This window comes from Gemmata obscuriglobus, assembly GCF_008065095.1.
Taxonomy (GTDB): Bacteria; Planctomycetota; Planctomycetia; order Gemmatales; family Gemmataceae; genus Gemmata; species Gemmata obscuriglobus.
In genome coordinates, this window is sequence record NZ_CP042911.1 from 288,489 (window position 1) to 305,965 (window position 17,477).

At 69.2% G+C, this 17,477-nt stretch carries 14 protein-coding genes; 7 read left to right on the top strand and 7 right to left on the bottom strand.

The genetic code is table 11. From position 1 onward, the window contains the following. Positions 1 to 25: 25 nt before the first annotated feature. Complete coding sequence (locus tag GobsT_RS01275; RefSeq protein WP_010047070.1) at positions 26 to 1,771, bottom strand: GAF domain-containing protein; 1,746 nt, start codon at positions 1,769 to 1,771, stop codon at positions 26 to 28. Between the two features lie 199 nt (positions 1,772 to 1,970). On the opposite strand from GobsT_RS01275, the gene GobsT_RS01280 reads away from it, so the two are divergent. Together GobsT_RS01280 and GobsT_RS01285 are read left to right on the top strand one after the other, a co-directional pair. Next, the gene (locus GobsT_RS01280; RefSeq protein WP_010047068.1) at positions 1,971 to 2,555 is read left to right on the top strand and encodes an RNA polymerase sigma factor; all 585 of its coding nucleotides are present in this window, start codon (positions 1,971 to 1,973) and stop codon (positions 2,553 to 2,555) included. A gap of 237 nt (positions 2,556 to 2,792) precedes the next feature. Next, positions 2,793 to 4,964 carry a protein kinase domain-containing protein gene (locus GobsT_RS01285; protein WP_148087570.1) on the top strand — a complete coding sequence of 724 codons (2,172 nt, stop codon included), beginning with the start codon at positions 2,793 to 2,795 and terminating at the stop codon, positions 4,962 to 4,964. Positions 4,965 to 5,024: 60 nt separating this feature from the next. On the opposite strand, the gene GobsT_RS01290 is transcribed toward GobsT_RS01285, so the two are convergent. Then, the gene (locus GobsT_RS01290; protein ID WP_010047063.1) at positions 5,025 to 5,789 is read right to left on the bottom strand and encodes a CE1 family esterase; all 765 of its coding nucleotides are present in this window, start codon (positions 5,787 to 5,789) and stop codon (positions 5,025 to 5,027) included. A 554-nt stretch (positions 5,790 to 6,343) separates the two neighbouring features. Between GobsT_RS01290 and GobsT_RS01295 the strand changes: the two genes are divergently transcribed. The 3 genes from GobsT_RS01295 (at position 6,344) to GobsT_RS01305 (ending at position 10,229) form a co-directional block, all read left to right on the top strand. Next, the gene (locus GobsT_RS01295) at positions 6,344 to 7,909 is read left to right on the top strand and encodes an RNA polymerase sigma factor RpoD/SigA (protein ID WP_010047062.1); all 1,566 of its coding nucleotides are present in this window, start codon (positions 6,344 to 6,346) and stop codon (positions 7,907 to 7,909) included. Between the two features lie 280 nt (positions 7,910 to 8,189). Continuing rightward, the gene (locus tag GobsT_RS01300) at positions 8,190 to 9,068 is read left to right on the top strand and encodes an ABC transporter ATP-binding protein (RefSeq protein ID WP_010045582.1); all 879 of its coding nucleotides are present in this window, start codon (positions 8,190 to 8,192) and stop codon (positions 9,066 to 9,068) included. 165 nt (positions 9,069 to 9,233) lie between these two features. Continuing rightward, positions 9,234 to 10,229 carry an ABC transporter permease subunit gene (locus GobsT_RS01305; protein WP_010045579.1) on the top strand — a complete coding sequence of 332 codons (996 nt, stop codon included), beginning with the start codon at positions 9,234 to 9,236 and terminating at the stop codon, positions 10,227 to 10,229. 189 nt (positions 10,230 to 10,418) lie between these two features. Here the strand turns inward: GobsT_RS01305 and GobsT_RS01310 are convergent, their stop codons facing one another. The 3 genes from GobsT_RS01310 to GobsT_RS01320 form a co-directional block, all read right to left on the bottom strand. Further along, on the bottom strand, positions 10,419 to 10,826 hold the full coding sequence (locus GobsT_RS01310; RefSeq protein ID WP_010045577.1) for an Ig-like domain-containing protein: 408 nt from the start codon (positions 10,824 to 10,826) through the stop codon (positions 10,419 to 10,421). A gap of 418 nt (positions 10,827 to 11,244) precedes the next feature. Continuing rightward, entirely contained in the window at positions 11,245 to 13,650 is a 2,406-nt protein-coding gene (locus GobsT_RS01315) for a WD40 repeat domain-containing serine/threonine protein kinase (RefSeq protein WP_010045575.1), read from the bottom strand. A gap of 70 nt (positions 13,651 to 13,720) precedes the next feature. Beyond that, positions 13,721 to 14,326 carry an RNA polymerase sigma factor gene (locus GobsT_RS01320; RefSeq protein WP_010045572.1) on the bottom strand — a complete coding sequence of 202 codons (606 nt, stop codon included), beginning with the start codon at positions 14,324 to 14,326 and terminating at the stop codon, positions 13,721 to 13,723. Between the two features lie 201 nt (positions 14,327 to 14,527). On the opposite strand from GobsT_RS01320, the gene GobsT_RS01325 reads away from it, so the two are divergent. Continuing rightward, the gene (locus GobsT_RS01325; protein WP_010045571.1) at positions 14,528 to 14,974 is read left to right on the top strand and encodes a hypothetical protein; all 447 of its coding nucleotides are present in this window, start codon (positions 14,528 to 14,530) and stop codon (positions 14,972 to 14,974) included. A 65-nt stretch (positions 14,975 to 15,039) separates the two neighbouring features. Here GobsT_RS01325 and GobsT_RS01330 read toward each other — a convergent pair whose 3' ends face one another. After that, entirely contained in the window at positions 15,040 to 16,197 is a 1,158-nt protein-coding gene (locus GobsT_RS01330; RefSeq protein WP_010045569.1) for an AAA family ATPase, read from the bottom strand. A gap of 80 nt (positions 16,198 to 16,277) precedes the next feature. Here GobsT_RS01330 and GobsT_RS01335 point away from each other — a divergent pair, with 80 nt between their 5' ends. Next, entirely contained in the window at positions 16,278 to 16,922 is a 645-nt protein-coding gene (locus tag GobsT_RS01335) for an ABC transporter ATP-binding protein (RefSeq protein ID WP_010045566.1), read from the top strand. 117 nt (positions 16,923 to 17,039) lie between these two features. Here GobsT_RS01335 and GobsT_RS01340 read toward each other — a convergent pair whose 3' ends face one another. Further along, positions 17,040 to 17,441, bottom strand: a complete 402-nt coding sequence (locus tag GobsT_RS01340) for a ribosome-binding factor A (RefSeq protein WP_010045564.1) — start codon at positions 17,439 to 17,441, stop codon at positions 17,040 to 17,042. Positions 17,442 to 17,477 lie beyond the last annotated feature (36 nt).

The following is a 17,477-nucleotide window of genomic DNA, read 5'->3' on the forward strand; positions in this document are numbered from 1 at the left end:
CACCAACAGTAGGAGGCGGAAGGGCTCACACCCGGAGCTTGATCTCTTCGAACGCGCTGGCGGACGGGGAGGCGCCGTCGCCCTCGATCACGGCGCGGACCACCTGGTCCTGGCGGAACGGCTTGAACAGCACGTGCCGCATCCCGTCGGCCCGGGCCTTCACGATGGAGTGCGCCACGTCGTACCCGAAGCCGGTGGTGAGCGCGATCGTCGCCCCGGGGGACGCGGCCTTCAGGCGGCGGTAGCACTCGTACCCGCCCAGGTCCGGCGGCTTCACCTCCTGGAAGATCGCGTCGTACCGCCCGTCCGCCGCCAGCGCGACCCCGTCGGCGCCGGTCGCGGCCGTCTCCACGGTCGCGCCGAGCCGCCCGAGCATCAGGTGCGCCGCCCGCCGGATCCGCTCGTCCGACTCCACCACCAGCACCCGCTTGCCGAGCAGCGGCTGGCTCCCCGGGGCCGGCGCGTCGGTCATGTCGCGGCCCACCTGCGCGATGCTGTCCTTCACCCGCCGCGCCGCGGTCAGGATGCGCCGCAGCCGGTCCGCGTCTTCGGGGGCGCCCCCGGCCCGCTCCAGCAGGACGCTCGCCCCGGTCAGGATCTCGTCGAGCGGCAGCGCGACCTCCTTGTTCACCGACTCGATCGACTGCCCGGCGGTGCAGAACTGCTGCGCGCTGAGCAGGTCCAGCGTGTGCAGCGCCGCCGCCACCTCCTTGCTGAACAGCTCCGTGAACTGGAGGTCGTCGGGGCCGAACCCGTCCGCCCGCGGGCTCTCGACGTTCAGCGTGCCGATCACCTCGTCCTGGAACTTCAGGGGGATGGTCATCGAGCTGCGGGCGCCGGCGGCGCCGGCGATGTAGTGCGGGTCGTGGGCCGTGTCGCGGCACAGGTAGCTGACCCCGGTGGCCGCGACGAACCCGGTCACCCCGTTGTCGGTGCGCCGCGCGTACAGCACCCGCTGCGCCGCCTCCGGCAGCATCCCGTCTTCCAGCAGGGGCTTCAGCTCGCCCGTCGAGCGGTCGAGCAGTCGCACCTCGATCGTGTCGTAGTGGAGCAGGTCGCGGATGGTGCGCCGCAGGTTCGCCTTGAGCAGCTCGACCCGGGCCTCGACGTTCATCTCGGTGAGCTGGTCGGCGTCGAGCCCGGCGAGCTCGCGGCCGGCCGTGTGGAGCGCGTCGAGCTTCTGCTGCTGGGCCACCATCGCGGTCACGTCGCGGACCACCGCGGTCAGCCCGGACACCCCGCCGTCGGGGCCGAACACCGGGCGGACGTCGATCTCCAGGAACGGCTGGTCGGCGCGGTCGGGCCGGTGGACCCGGAGGGCCGTGGCGGCCCCGCGGCGGGCCGGGCTGAGCGGGTCGGCCAGGTCGTCGGGTGCGCCCGGGGGGACGACCCGCGAGCCGACCGGGCTCTCGAGGTTCTCGATCGACACGCGGTCGCTGCCCAGCGAGTCGAGCAGCGGGCGGCCGACCGGCTCGACCGCGGCGGCGGCCCGGAACACCGGGTTGGCCCACTGCACCACGCCCAGCGGGTCGAGGATCGCGAGCCCCCGCTCGATGTGGCTGATGATGAGCTCGTCGCGGCGCACCCGGTCGATCAGCCCCGCGACCACGTCCGGCGCGGCGACGACGGCCGCGTACCCGCCGGCGCGGAGCCGCCGGGCGACCTCGCCGGCGTCGGGCGACACCGGGTCGACGTCGGCGGTCGCCGCGAGCGCGCCATCGAGTGGCCCGGCGGACGGGCCGATCAGCAACAGGCGGGGGCGCTCGGTCACAACACCTCCGGGAGCGGGCGGGTGGTGTCGAATTATAGCGACCGGCGGCGCGCACCCACAAGCAGACACGTCCGAGTTCGTCGCGCCGGCGGGCGGGCGGCCCGGATTTCGCGCCCGGCGCGGATTTCCCCGCGCCAAACGTCATACCCGGTTACCCTTCCCGCGTCCGGTAGAATAGACTTACCGCGAGGTGAACCCAATGTCGGTCACGTCGGCCACACTCCTGGAACGGCTCCGCGACCCGCGCGACGCGGACGCGTGGGGCCGGCTCGTCGACTTGTACGCCCCCCTCATACGGGTGTGGGCCGAGCGGCTCAACGTGCACGGGGCCGACGCCGACGACCTGGTCCAGGAGGTCATGGCGGTGGTGGTGCGGCGGTTCCCGGAGTTCGTTCACCCGGAGAAGCCGGGGGCGTTCCGGGGCTGGCTCCGGGCGATCGCGGCGAACTGCGCCCGCTCGATGTGGAAGGCACGCCGGGTGCGCCCCACCGTCCCGGGCGGGTCGGACTTCGGGAGCTACCTGAACCGGCTCGAGGACCCGACCGACGACTTCGCCCGCGCGTGGGAGCGGGAGCACGACCTGTTCGTGACGCGCAAGCTGCTCGACCGCATCCGCCCGGACTTCGAGACCCGCACCTGGGAGCTGTTCGGGCGGTTCGTGCTGGACGGGGTGCCCGCCGAGGAGGTGGCCGCCGAGGCCGGGGTGACCGCGAACGCGGTGTACATTGCCAAGTCGCGCGTCCTGGCCCGGCTCCGGCAGGAGGCGGGCGGGCTCCTCGGGTGAGTTCGGGGCCGCCCGCAGCATTTCGCGTTTAACCAGAAGGGCCGTTCGCGCCCCGCACGAACGGTACAAAATTCGCCGATTATCCGCCGAGCGACGGCCCGAAACGCTGACAGGTGGTCCGGATCACGTGCCATCTTTTGATCGAACGTCGAGCGCCCAACCGTTCGAGGTTCCCGGGCCGAGCGCCGCCGGCGCCCGGGACCGCCAACGCGCCCCTGATCGATGAGGTTCGAGCTGATGCCCCACCGCTGCCCCACAACGGAAACGCTGGCTGCGTTCGTCCGGGGGGACCTGCCGCCCGACGAACTGGGCGCGGTCGCCGACCACGTGGACGGGTGCGCGGCGTGCGGCCGGGCGCTACAGTTCGTACCGGAAGACTCGCTCGCGGGCCTAGCCCGCGCCGCCGTCGCCGCGGACACGGTGCCCCGGTCGGCGGGCGGCGCGACGGCCATCGCCCCGGGCGCGCCGGCGAGCGCCCCCGAGGGGTTCGCGGACCACCCGCGGTACCGGATCGTCGGCCGGCTCGGGGCCGGCGGCATGGGCACCGTGTACAAGGCCGAAGACCTGTGGATGGGGCGGGTCATCGCGCTCAAGATCGTGTCGCCCCACCTCACCGCCAAGGCGTCGGCGATCGAGCGGTTCCGGAAGGAGATCCGGGTCGCCGCCCAGCTCAACGACCCGCGCATGGTCATCGCCCACGACACCGGCGAGGCCGGCGGGTGCCAGTTCCTCGTGATGGAGTACGTGGACGGGTTCAGCCTGGACCGGCTGGTCGCCAGGAAGGGGCCGCTCCCGGTCCACACCGCGTGCGCGCTCACCCGGTCCGCGGCCCTCGGGCTCCAGCACGCGGCCGAGAAGGGGATGGTCCACCGGGACATCAAGCCCCAGAACCTGATGGTCACGCGCAAGGGGCAGCTTAAAATCCTGGACTTCGGGCTGGCGCGGTTCGCGCACTCGGAGGCCGACGAGGGCGGGGCGGGCGGGCGGCTGCCGTTCGGGGCCGGCAAGGCGCTGGGCGGCGAGGGGCTGACGAACCCGCACATGCTGATGGGCACCCCGGACTACCTGTCGCCCGAGCAGGCCAAGAACTCGCACGACGTGGACCACCGCAGCGACATCTACTCGCTCGGCTGCACGCTGTACTTCCTGCTCACCGGGGTCCCCCCGTTCGGAGGCGCCGAGGCGCTACTGGACAAGCTCCTGGCTCACACCCACGAGGCGCCCCCGTCGCCGTGCGACGTGCGGCCCGAGGTGCCCGCCGGGCTCGACTCGATCCTGAACCGGATGATGGCGAAGCGCCCCGAGGAGCGGTACCAGACGGCCGCCGAGGTGGCCGCCGCGCTGCTCCCGTTCACCCGGGCCGACGTGGCCCGCGAGCCCGTCTTCGAGGTGGTCGATGCGGTCGTGGTGGCGCCCGCGCGGGCCGCGAGCATCGCCCTCTCGGGGCCGCTGTCCGACACGACCCCGGCCGCGCAGCAGCGGACCCTGATCGACACCCCGGCCCGCCCGCGGCGGCCGCGCAAGAAGAAGCCGACGTGGTGGAAGCGGCGCAAGGGCACCGTGGTCACCGGCACGCTGGCGGCCGTGCTGCTGCTCGTCGGCGGCGCGGTTGCCAACACGGTCCGGAAGAAGCTGGCGGACCCGGCGCCCGACACGACCGCTGCGCTGAAACCGGCCGCAGGCGACGCGCCGCCCCGGGCGGCCGATGCGCAGCCCCGGCCCGATGTCCGGAACGAAAAAACAGACAAAATCGACCAGGGCGAAAAGCCCGACAAGCCCAGGGACGAGAAACCGCCGGCTCCCCCGACGCCGGTTCCGCCGCTGGTGATCGCTCCGCAAAAGAGGCCGCAGGTCCTGTACGTGCTCCCGAGCGACGGGGTCAGCCTGAAGGAGTTCGGTGAGGTGCGGGACCACCTCGTGAAGAACGGCGTCACGGTCGTGACCGCGTCGTTCTCGGGCGATCTGGCCCGGCCGGGGCGGCGGCCGGCCGCGCCGCCTCTTCCCCCCGTTCCCGTCGACAAGGCGCTCCGGGCGGAAATGGACCTCTCCGACTTCGCCGCGGTGCTCTTCTGTGGCGACCGGGTGGATGAGTACGTGCCCGGCGGGCGCGGCGCGCAAGCGGCGGGCGCGGTGATTCAGCGGATGCAGGCGACCGGTAAACCGGTGGGCGCCATCGCCTCGGGGCTGGCGGTACTCGCCACGCACGGGACGCTCAAAGGTAAACGTGCGGCGCACAGTTGGCCCCTCGTGAGCACTTACCCCAACGGACACTGGGACAAGTTGAACATTAACTGGGAACGAGGAGAGAAGGGGCGGGTGGTGGTGGACGACAAGATCGTGACCGCCGGCGGGCCGCGCGAGGCCGCCGAGTTCGCCGACGCCGTGCTCAAGCTGATCGGCGAGAAGTAAAGCGGCCCAGGGACATGTTTGCGCGCTGGGCTGCGCGAGTGCTTGTTTCGCTGTAAGCGTTCATGCGCCAAGCATGGAACGCCGGAAGAACTCCCAAATCATTTCGGTGGCGCGGACCGCGGTCGAGGGCGGGCCGGCGAGCCGCGGGTTCAGCAGCGCCCGGCCGCCGGGCCAGTGGTGCCCGAGCCCTTCAATCGTTACCGCGTCGAACGTGACCGGGCCGGGGTACGTGTCTACCCGGACCGCCGGATCGTCGCTCCGGACGACCGGTGCGGCCGCACACCCGAGCGCCTGCGCCCAGCGTTCGAGCGTGTCGGTGACCGGCGGCCGCCGCACGAGGCGCTGGTTCCAGGGCAAGCGCACGTCCCCGCCGCGGAGCGGGATCAGCAGGTCTCGTGTGCCGACTGTGTAGAGCGTGGGCACCGGGCGCAAAAGTTGCAGGTCACCAACCCAACAGTAACCGGCGACCGGCGCGATCGCGGCCACCCGATCGGCGGCCTCAGCGGCCAACCGGAACGCCATTCCGGCGCCGTTCGAGAACCCTGTTACAAACACGTGCCGCGGATCGACTTCGTAACGAACGGCCGCGTCATCGATAACCGCGGTCAGAAACTCGACGTCGTTTTGTTGTGGCTGTTGGAACAGCGGCGGCGAGCCGTCGTTCCACCGCGGCGGGTTTGTGAGGAAGGTGGGCGGTGCCGCCGGGTCGGGCGGGAGTGCCTCCGGCACCGCAAGCGCAAAACCTTCCTGGCGAGCGAGTTCGGACCAACCAGTTTCCCGATCGGCCCACTCCGCCGTTCCGCCGGTGCCGGTCAGGAAGACCACGAGAGGGGCGCCCGGGGCAGCCGGGAAAATGAGCCATTCCCGAGAAAATCCGCCGATTTCTGACTGATTTCGTTCCACCAGGGCGTTTTAGTGAGTGCCGTCTGAGTCGGAAGGGGATTCGCTCACAGACCAGACTTCAGAAGTGTGCCAAATTGCGCCACCTGGAGCCAGTTGCGCGGAAAAATGAGGGGCGCCGTTTGCGCCCGAATGCAACTGGTGAAGGGCGGAAAAGTTTGCCGTGCGATTCCGCGCCCGGGTGCGGATGGTCGGGTATAATAGAGAGCCCCTGATTTCAGGGGATTCTACGCACGCGGTGAACCTTTCGTTTGCCGAATGCGTCGAACTAAGGGCGGGAACTCCCGCCGTGACCGGAACTGTTTTCTCGCGCGGGTCGGCCAGGAACCTCCGACCCGGGGCACCCCCTCACGACACCAACGACCCTGACACGGGCGCCGACCCGGGGCACATGCTCCGGCGGCCCGTACCGCGACGCGAACGACCCTGGCGAGCTACAACGCGGTCTCGAGCCCCGAGGGTGGAGAGCGAACAGGAACATGAACCGGATGACGCACAACGACGGCTTCACCGACCGCCCGGACGACGAGACCCGCGAGGATCTCGACGAGAAGGCCCACGGGCGCGACGAGGACGAGGACGACCTGGCCGACGAGTCCGACGAGGACGAGGACACCGCGCTCGAACCGGCCCGCGGGGAGGACGAGGGCGCCGCGGAGGACGAGTACGCGAGCGGCCCGGACGACGCGCTCGGGCTGTACCTGCGCCAGATGGGCTCCATCCCGTTGCTGAACCGCGAGAAGGAACTGGCGCTCGCCAAGCGGCTGGAGCACCACCGCAACCGCTTCCGCGCCGCGGCCCTGCTGTGCCCGCGGCTGCTGGACCGGGCGCGGGAGAAGTTCGAGCAGATCGCCGCCGGGCAAACGCCGATCGATCCCAACATCGACGCCTACTCGTCGGCCGACCTGCGGCTCACCCGCGCGCAGATCCACGCCCGCCTCGCGACCGACCTGCCGACCCTCGGCGTGCTCCTCCAGCAGGACGCCGAGGTGTTCGCCGCCGGCGCCCGGGACGAGTATCGGGGCTCCCGCAGCGACTGGCAGCGGGACCGGTTCCTGCGGCTCGCGAAGTGCCGCCGGCTGGTCCACGAGCTGTCGCCGCGCACGGAGATCCTGGAGCGCTGGACGGACGAGCTGAACGACCTGGCCGATGAACTGAAGCATTTGGCGATCGCGCACGCTGCGGCGGCCTCGCCTGCGGACCGCGCCCGGCTCGGCCGGCAGCTCCGCGACGCCGAGTGCCGCGCCTGCATGACCGCCGACGAACTGGCCGCGCTGGTCCGGGTGCTCCGTAAGCGCCGGCTGGCCTATCAGGCGGTGCGCAAGGAACTGGCCGAGGCGAACCTGCGGCTGGTGGTGTCGATCGCGAAGAACTACCGCAACCGCGGGCTGCCGTTCTCGGACCTGATCCAGGAGGGCAACCGCGGGCTGATGCGGGCCGTCGACAAGTACGAGTGGCGGCTGGAGTTCAAGTTCGGCACCTACGCGACGTGGTGGGTGCGGCAGGGCATCACCCGGGCGCTGCACGACAACGCCCGCACCGTGCGCGTGCCGTGCCACCAGATCAGCCTGCTGTCGCGCATGGAGAAGTTGCGCGGCGAACTGACGGTAGCGACCGGCCGCGAGCCCACCTCCGAGGAACTGGCGGAGGCGCTGGGGGTGAAGCCCGAGGAGGCGCGGAGCCTGCGCATCGTCGGCCGGCACCCGGTCAGCCTGAACGACTCGGTGGGCGGAGATGGGGAGCGTGCGCTGGAGGACTTCCTCAGCGACACGCACATCTCCCCGCCCGGCGAGCACGTGGACGCGAACCTGTTGAAGGAACGCATCGGCGAGGTGCTGAAGAGCCTTGCGCCGCGTGAGCGTGAGGTGATCGAGCTGCGGTTCGGGCTGAAGGACGGCACCCCGAAGACGCTCGACGAGGTGGCGAAGCAGTACGGGATCACCCGCGAGCGCATCCGCCAGATCGAGGCCCGCGGCCTGTTGAAGCTGCGCCAGCCGACCCGCTCCTGCCGGCTCGAAGAGTTCGCTGACGCCGACGAAGAGTAAAGCGATCTGTGTTTTCCGCGCCGCCGGCCGGTCCCTTCAGAGAAGGGACCGGCCGGCGGCGTTTGGTAGTCACGCTCTCGCCGGGGGCTCTCACCCCCGGGGCCGCGCTTGCGTCGCGCAGCACCCGTCTGCTGACGCAGGCGGTTCGACCGGTTACGTTCGGTCCCTGAGCCCTGGAAGGGCGACCGTTGGTAACGAGAGGTTACTTCGCCCCCGCTCGCCTTTGGTGCGGTCGCGCCCGACAATGCCTCCTCCCGCACGACGCACACAGGGACGCGGCATGACCGAGCCGGTACTGGCCACCGAGAACCTGACCAAAGACTACGGCTCGTTCCGCGCGCTCCGCGCGCTCACGCTGTCGGTGCAACCCGGCGAGGTGGTGGGGCTGCTCGGCCCGAACGGGTCCGGCAAGTCCACCGCGCTGCGGCTCATGCTCGGCTTCATTCGGCCCACCGCGGGCCGCGCTACCCTCGCGGGTTTCGACTGTTGGTCCCAGAGCGTCGAGGCACGCAAGCGGGTCGCGTACCTGCCCGGCGAACTGCGGCTCTACGAGACGATGACCGGGCGCCGGCTCGTCTCGTTCCTCGCCCGGCTCCGCGGCGACACGGCCGGGCCGGAAGTCGAGGCGCTGGCCAAGAAGCTGGACATCGACATCGACCGGCCGCTGACGCAGATGTCGAGCGGGATGAAGCGCAAGGTCGCGCTGCTCGCGGTGCTCGTGCCCCGGGTGCCGCTCATCATCCTGGACGAGCCGACCAACACGCTCGACCCCACCATGCGTGACGAACTGTTGGACCAGTTGAAGTCGGCCAAAGCCCGTGGCCAGGCGGTGCTGTTCTCGTCGCACGTGCTGCAAGAGGTGGAAGCGGTGTGCGACCGGGTGGCGGTGCTGCGCCGGGGCGAGCTGGTCCACGTGCAGCACATGAGCGAGTTGCGCGAGGGCCGCGCGGTCCGCGCGCGGCTCACCGGTCCGGCCCCGGCGCGCGGCCCCGGCGGTACGGAACTCGGTCCCGACGAGCTGACCGGCGACGGGCGGTTGCAGCTCACGTTCCGCGGCCCGCTGCCGGTCCTACTGGAGTGGCTCGCGAACCAACCGCTCACGGACCTCGTCGTCGAGCCGCAAGGGCTGACGCCGATCTACAAGAAGTACCACGGGTGAGGTCGGCGCCGCGAGGCGTGGAGGTGTGGTTCTGGTCTTGAGCGTGGCCGCTCGCTCCCCGAGCGGTGCTTCGGGAATCGGATCGGCCATGTGGTGCGTCCGGTGCGGCGTCGCAGCCGCCGTCTTGAAGTGGTGATTTCAGCCCTGTGGGTCGCGCGAGGCGCTATGACGTTCATTCTCGTTCGCAAGCTGCTGCGCGACGCGCGGGCCGCGCTGATCGTGGTGTGCCTGCTGCTGTTCGTGTTCGCCGCCTTCTGGGTGAAGATCACCCAGCGCGTCACGACGCAGATCGTTCCGGTGGCCCGGCTGGTGTCGCAGCCGTTCGGCAACGAGAAGACGCTGGAGAAGGTGTTCGTCCGCGGGCCGAGCAAGGTGTCGCAGGCGGCACTCGGCTGGGGCGAGGTGAACTTCAACCAGCCGGTCGACTTCCTGGCCATCGGCCTGCTGCACCCGGTGGTGCTGGTCGTGTGCCTCGTGTGGGGGGTGGGCCGGGCGGCCGGGGCGGTCGCGGGCGAGTTGGACCGGGGGACGATGGAACTGCTGCTCTCGCAACCGGTGCCGCGACACCAACTCGTCCTCGCGCACCTCGCGGTCGATGCGGTGGTGCTGCCGCTGCTGTGCCTGAGCTTCTTCGCGGGCACGCAGTTCGGGCTGTGGGCGGCGGGCGACTTCGTGCCCGATTACGCCCTGCTCGACGAGGCCGCCAAGGAGTCGCCGAAGCTCGCGTCGCTGCTCGACCTGATCCCGCTCGACCGCACCCCGCTCGCCGTGAACGCGCAGGGCGAACTCCTCGGGCTGGTGAACACGCTCGGGCTGCTGTTCGCCATTAGTGGGATGACGCTGGCGCTCTCCGCCCTGGGCCGCAGCCGGTGGCGGGTGATCGGCTATGCGGTGCTGGTACTGGTCGTGATGTTCCTGGCGAACACGATCGGCCAGTTGTGGGAGCCGGCGGGCTGGGTGCGGCCGTTCACGCTGTTCTACTACTACCAGCCGCAGCGCGCGATGATCGAGGGGGCGTGGTGCGTCGACCTGGGCAAGACGTGGGAACTCGGCCGCCCGGTGCCGGTGCCGGCGGTCGGGGTGCTGCTGGCGGTCGGGGCGGCCGGGTACGCGCTGGCGCTGCGGGCCTTCACCCGGCGCGACCTGCCGGCCCCGCTGTGATCCGCGGCCGTTCAATCGCGCCGGAGGGGCGTGCGGTCCCCGGCGTGTGGCCCGCTCACGGAGCGGCTGCGCAACGGCCGGTGCTGCAATCCGTAACAGCGATCTGACACCCGAGGCACCGCTCGCAGAGCGAGCGGGCGGCATTGCACACGGCACCGGTTGCGTTCCCCCGCAGCCGCGACCCCACACTCACTTCTTGGTCTTGAACACCAGCAGGTACGGGACCGCCGAGCGGTCGTCGGCGTCTTTGAAGTTTCCGAACTTCTCGCTGTTCACCCAGATCGCATAGGTCTTGCCGGGTTCCAGTTTCACCGGCAGCACGCAGGTCCGCTTGTCCGCGAGGTACTTTGGTTTGCCGTCCAGCTTCGGGAAGCTCTCCTCGGACACGGTGGCCCACGACCAGGATTTGTCCTGCATGTCCTTGCTGAACGTGACCCGAATTTCGGTCACCTTCGGATCGACCTCTCCGGCCCCGGCTTCGGGAACCGTCTTCACGACCACTGGGGGAACGGAACCGAGGGTCACGTCGTCCGCCCGTGCGGCGGTCCCGCCGAGACCGCTCGCCAGAGCCACAAGGATAGCCGTCACGCAATTCATGTGGTTGCACCTCCGCCGGCCGGCAAGCGGGGCGCTTGCCGGTCCGGCCGCTACTGAAACGACGGCGCACGCCCCCCAATTCAGCCAACGCCCCTTAAGCAGGCGGGTGTAGCGTGTTGGGTTCCGCAAGTGATGTTATCTCGGCCAGCGTCAACTTGAAGCTACTGGAATCGATCCGACTCCGGCCGGTACCGGATCGCGTTGCCCGGCGCGTGAAAAAGCCCCTTCCACTTGGAGGGGGCCTCGCGTTCGCGAATCGGCTGTGCGGTGGATAAAGCTGGGGCGATTGGCCGAAGCGAGACGAACTTGAAAGTACTGTTGCGGCTACGGGCCGTCAAAAAGCGGCCACTCGCGGTCCGTCCGCGGCCTTGGCCCCACCACAGGCGCGGGGCCAAGGCCGCGGGCCGACCGCTTCATACTACTTCTTGATCTCCCACACCTTCACGGTGCCGTCGCGCCCGCCGGCGGCGAGCGTCGTGCCGTCCCGGGCGAACCGGACCACGTGGTACGCCGTCGGGCCGTGGAAGGAGAACACCTCGGCGCCGGTCTCCACGTCCCACACCTTCACGAACCCGTCGGACCCGGCACTGGCGACCCACTTCCCGTTGTTCCCGAAACTCACCGACCAGGCGTCGAGGTCGTGGGCCTTGATCGGCTGGAGCTGCGTGCCGTTGACCGCGTCCCAGATGCGGACGTAACCGTCCCACCCGGCGCTGGCGATCCGCGACCCGTCGGGGCTGAACACCACCGAATACACCCCGCCTTTGTGCTGGGCCAGGTCCACCGACTCCACCGCCCCCTCACCGTTGATCCAGTTCACGTTCTTCAGGTTCCACACTTTCACCTTGCCGTCCGAGCCGGCACTCGCGAGCTGGGTGCCGTCCGGGTTGTACGCCACCGAGTGGACGGTGCCGCGGTGCTGGAGCTTCACCACCGCGATGTTGTTCGCCCAGTCCCAGATCTTGACCTGCGAGTTCCGGCTCCCGGTCGCGAGGTACTTCCCGTTCGGGCTGAAGGCCGCGGTTTTGGTCGAGGTCGATTCGGGGAACGAGAACTCGGGCCGCTGCACGTTTTGCAGGTTCCAGAAGGTGACCGCCGAGTCGTCGGACGCCACCATCAGGTACTTACACTTCAGGCACGCGTCCGCGGCCCAGATGTTCCCGCTGTTGCCGTCCGGGTGGTTCAGCTCGTTCCGCACCGTCCCCCGCTGCCAGTCCCAGATTTTGACCGTGCCGGACTCCATGCCCATCACGAGCTGGTTGTTGTCCAGGAACGTGATGGCCCACACCGCCCCGGACTCGCCCCGGAGGACGATTTTCGGCTCGGGGTTCGTGGTCGTCCGGCGGGCCGCGCCGCTGGCCACGTCGATGCCGCGGAGCGTAACGAGCTGCGTCAGGTCGGCCGCGACCGGCGCCGGCGCAACGAGGTCCGGCGGAAGAACCGGTTCGGCGTTCACGGGCTTGCCGTTCCCACCCAGCGAGAACCAGAGTGCGCCGACCGCGATGGCGCCGAGCGCCGACCCGCCGGCCCACGCCTTCGACCGGTGCGCGACCGCCTTCCAGCAGATCGGTTGCCTCCGCAGCCGGGTGCTGGAGCGCGACCCCGCGCACACCTCGGCCGGCACGTCGAGCGGCGAGAGCATGTGCATCTCGGCCAGCCCCTCGGCGAACACCTCCGCCACCTCGGCGGCGCTCTGGAACCGCTCCGCGGGCTCTTTCTGGAGGAGCCGGTCCACGGCGTCGGACAGCCACTTCGGGATGTCGGGGTTGATCCGCACCAGCGGCATCTGCGTCTCGTCCGAGACGCGCCGCAGCACCGCCAGCGGGGTCTTCGCGTCGAACGGGGCGACGCCCGTGGCCGCTTCGTACAGCACCGTCCCGAGCGAGAACAGGTCGGCCCGGGTGTCCACCGGCTCGCCCCGGGCCTGCTCGGGGGCCATGTACAGCGGCGACCCGGCCACGAACCCGGTGCGGGTGAGCTTCACGTCCTCCGCCGCCCGCGCGAGACCGAAGTCGGTCAGCTTCACGCGGTCGACGGGCGCTTCGAGCAGAATGTTGCCGGGCTTGATGTCGCGGTGGATGAGCCCGCCGGCGTGCGCGGCCGCGAGCCCCGCCGCCGCCTGCATCCCGAGCCGCGCGACCTCCCCGGCGGACAGCTTGCCGCCCCGCTTGATGCGCTGCTCGAGCGACTCGCCCTGGATCAACTGCATCACGAGGTACGGGAGCCCCGACGGCTCGTCCTCGTTGACCTGGTGGACCGCGACGAGGTTGTCGTGGGTGACCGCCGCGGCGGCGCGGGCCTCGCGGCAGAACCGCTGCCGCGCGACCTCGTTGTTGGCCAGTTGCGGGTCGATCACCTTGATGGCGACGTTGCGGTCGAGGGACGGGTCGTAGGCCTGGAGCACCACGCCCATCCCGCCCCGGCCGACGACCCGAACGATCTCGAACTGCGCGAGCTTGCCGAGCTGGTCCGCCTTGTCCGGCGGTTGGAGGAACTCGAGCTTGAGGTCGTTTTCCGGCGCGGGGGTGTCGGCCAGGCCACCGGTCGCGAAAAACGCCGTGCGGCGCAGCTCGTCTTCGGCGTCGCGCAGCGCACGCCAGTACGCGGAGTTCTGGGCCGGGGTCTCTTGAGTGGCCTCGCGGAGGTGCTCGGCGAGGTCGGTCCCGGAGCCGGTGAGGCTGTCGAGCCGCTTCTGACAGTCGGGGCACGCCCCGACGTGGTCGCACAGCGCCGACGAGCGGGCCTCGGTGCAGCGCCCGTGCATGAGCCGTTGCAGCTCGCTCAGCGGCGGGCACTCGGTGGTGGTCGTCACTTCGTGAGTCATGGAAGTTAGTTCCCGGTTCCGGGCCACGTTCCAAGTTGTAGAGTCGTGAAGGTGCCGTTCCGGTTCGGAACTAACTCTCTTCGGCAATCATCTTCTGCACTTCGTCGCGGAGCCGCGCGAGCACGCGGCTCTTGGCCACGTACACCGCCCCGGAACTCATTTTAAGGCCGGTCCCGACCTCCGCGGCACTCTTTCCCTCGACCGCCGTCTGCCAGAACGCCGCCCACGTGTTCGGCTGAAACTCGCTCCGGACCAGTTCCATCGCGCGGGCACTCAGCCCGCGCTGGTACTCTTTTTCCCAATCGGCGTCGGGACCTTCCTCTTCGCGCGCCGGCGTGGCGTCGAGTCGCTCCTGGGCGTCCGCGTCGCCGGTGCCGCGCGGCCGGTTCTTCTGACTGCTCAGGAAGTTGTAAATCTTGTTCCGCGTGACCGTGTACAACCATCCGCGGAAGGTCCCGCGTTTCGGGTCGTACTCCATGCGGTGGGCGTTCCGGGCCACGCTCCGCATCACATCCTGCATGAGGTCCGCGGCGTCGGCGTCCTGTAGCCCGCGGTTCCGCGCGAACCGGTACACAACCGGGCCGTACAACTGAACGAACTCGCTCCACGCCCCGGTGTCGCGCCCGTCCTTGAGACGGGCGAGCAACGTGACCCGCGTGAGCGGCGGCTCGGACATTCGTAGGCTTCCCAACAGGTGATACCAGTTCCGCGAGCGGCCGCTTACGCGCCGGTAGAGGGAACCGCTTGCGGAGAGGATTGCACTAAATCAGTCCTCATTTTACGTGCCGGGGCAAACGTTTGCGATGGCCGCAGTCGTCGGCTCCACTTTTGCAACCCATCGTTTCCCCCAATGCGACCCCGCCCGCGGAGTTAAGTCATGATTGCACGTGCAGTTGCGATTGTCCTGCTCGCGACCGTTGTTACCAGTGCGGTTCTGGCCGAAGATAAGGACCCCACCACCAAAGTAACCGGAACCGTCATCATCCCGAAGGACGTCGCATCGTTCGACAACCGGGTGGTGGAGTTACGGCTGTACGGCATCAACAAGCAGCTCGCGGATAAGTCGGCGGACCTGATCGAGAAGATCGAGTTGAAGGATTTTAGCCACGTAACGGGCAAGGAAACGAAGAAAGCCTTCACCGTCGGCGCGAAGGGCAAATTGGACCCGAATGCCCGCTATTACGTCACTGCGTTCGTGCTGAAAGGCGACGAACGCACCCATTTAGGGCAGGCGGACCACGCCAAGGAGCCGTTCAACAAGGTGCTGACCGACGGTCACCCGCGTGAGGTCACAATCCGCTTCAAGGAGTTCGGCAAGAAGTAGCACCGGTGCGCCCGCCGCTTTGCCCCGCGCCCGGTCGCCGAGCTCGCGCGTTACACCGGATTCGGTCACTCCACGTCGCCGGGCACCAAACGCTCGACTTCGTGGGCCTCGGTGGGCGTGGGCACGTCCAGTTTGTCGAACAACCGCTCCCAGACGCGTTCGGGCACGCGCTTCACGCGCCCCGTGTTCCGCTGTCGGACCAGCGGAATTGGCGGTTCCAAGTACACCACCTTCACCCGCGCCTTGTACGCGATACTGAGATCAATGACTTTGCCACGCAGGACGCGCGACACGTTGGTCGCGTTCCACACGAACGATTCACCGCGCCGCAACAGACCCTTCGCGCGATCGTAGGCCGCGGCGACCACTTCGCTCTGGTTGTCGCCCGGGTCCACGTCCAGTTCGCGCCGGATGTCGTCGAGCGAAATCACCTCCCGGTCGCCGGCGTGTTCGGCCACCCAGGTGTCTTTTCCGCTACCCGGCAACCCGCTCAGCACCGTCACTTCGCACTTCGTGTCGTCGTACAGGTGAAGGGTCGGGTGCTCGCCCGGCGTGCGAAAGTAATGGACGCGGGAGTGATCGTTGGCGAACGCGCGGGGACCGTCCCAGCACTCGCACTCGGTGCAGAAATCGGGGAACAGCGCGACCCGCGTGCGCGTGTCGTCTTCCTTTTTCACAACGCGCCCGCGGTGGTCGGCTTCGGCGAGGATCGTGAGCAGGTCCATCCGCGTGGTCAGGCTGGTCAGGATTACTGCCCGCTGCGGGTCCGGCTTTTCGAGGTAGTTGGCCGGCAACCCGTGCCACCGGACGAGCGCCAGCACCTGTTCGCGGATCTCGAACGGCGTTCCGAGCGGGGCGAACGTTTCGTCGTCGGTGAGGATGCGGCGCGCCTTGTACACGCCCTTCACCGCGTGGCCGGGCGAGCGCACGCGCCCGTCTTCTTCGACCTTCGTGCATTCGGGTTTCGAGATGTCGTGCAGGAGCGTGCCCGCGAAAACGATGTGCCGGTCCTGCTCCGAAAGCTCACGGAACTCGGGCAGCGCCGCGAGTTCCGTGAGCACCATACCGAGGTGCGTGAGGACGTCACCCTCTGCGTGGAAAATGGGGTCCTGAGGACACTCGGCGAGCGGCTCCAGCCACGGGTACCGTTCGCAGAGGGCGGACAAATCCACTCGCCACTCGGGCGGTTCCGGGCAACCCGGGATGTGCCAGATACCGCTCATGACATCCACCTCGCGAGAAATAACGCGCTCTGAACGGAGGGCGCAACCCCGCGAAGGTTCACCGCGCCTAAAATCCGGTTGTGATCCAGATTCAGAACTTATCGATCCGTCAGGGCACGTTCGCGCTGTTCGGTGTGTCGCTGGAAGTGCCGCCGGGCCGCTACGCGGTGTTAATGGGCCGCAGCGGGTGCGGAAAAACCACGCTCCTCGAAACGATCGCCGGTCTGCGTGCCCCGCACGCGGGCACGATCGCGCTCGCCGGGCGCGACGTAACGCGGTTGCGCCCGGCGGCGCGGCACGTCGGGTACGTCCCGCAAGACGGCGTGCTCTTCTCGACCATGACCGTGCGCCAGAACATCGGCTTCGCGCTGGACGTTCGCGGCGCCCCCCTGGTCGACACCGCAAGGCGTGTGGCGGAACTGGCCGATTGGCTCGAAGTGACGCACCTGCTGGACCGCTACCCACGGTTCTTGAGCGGGGGCGAGAAGAACCGCGTCGCGCTCGGCCGGGCGCTCGCGAACCGGCCGCCGGTGCTGCTGCTCGACGAGCCGCTCGCGTCGCTCGACGACGACACCCGCGACCACCTCGTCACCGTACTCGCGCGGCTCCGTGAGCGGCGTGAAGTGACCGTGCTGCACGTCACGCACAACCGCTCGGAAGCGGACCGGCTCGCAGACGTGGTGTTCCGCCTCGACGGCGGAACGGTACTGGAAACGAGCGGCTAAAATGAACGGCCGCAAAGAAGCACACGAGGCGCAAGCAAGAGAAGATGCGGGGGCGATCGCGCTTCTCGTTTTGTGCCGTCTGTGCTTCTTTGCGGCCGTTCTCTGCAACCCGACAGGTCAGTTCGGTACCACCTCGAACACCAATTCGGGCGCGTACCGGCGGCTGATCGCAGCAGCCACTTCGCTCCGCAGGAACCCGGCCGCTCGCGCCAGGGCTTCCACGGCGTGTTGAGCGATCACGTCCGGCGGAACCGCGACCAGCACTCGTAACCGCCCCGAGTGCGGAGCCGGTTCGACCCCCACCACGCTCGTCGCTTGGATCACGGGATCACGGGCTGCCGCGAACGCGCCGTCCAGCGCCTGGCGCACTTGCGTACAGAGCTGCTTTTCCTTGCGACTGGCCTGCTTCGGCGCGTTCCACGGCTTCGCGTGGAAGTCCTTTGGATCGGTGCCGTCTTCGGGGCTGATGTCATCTGCAAGGTGGCGGAACTGGTCCGCCTTCTGTCGCCGCCTGCTCATGAGAGCCTTCTCGGAAGGAAATTGAGAGATCGGAAC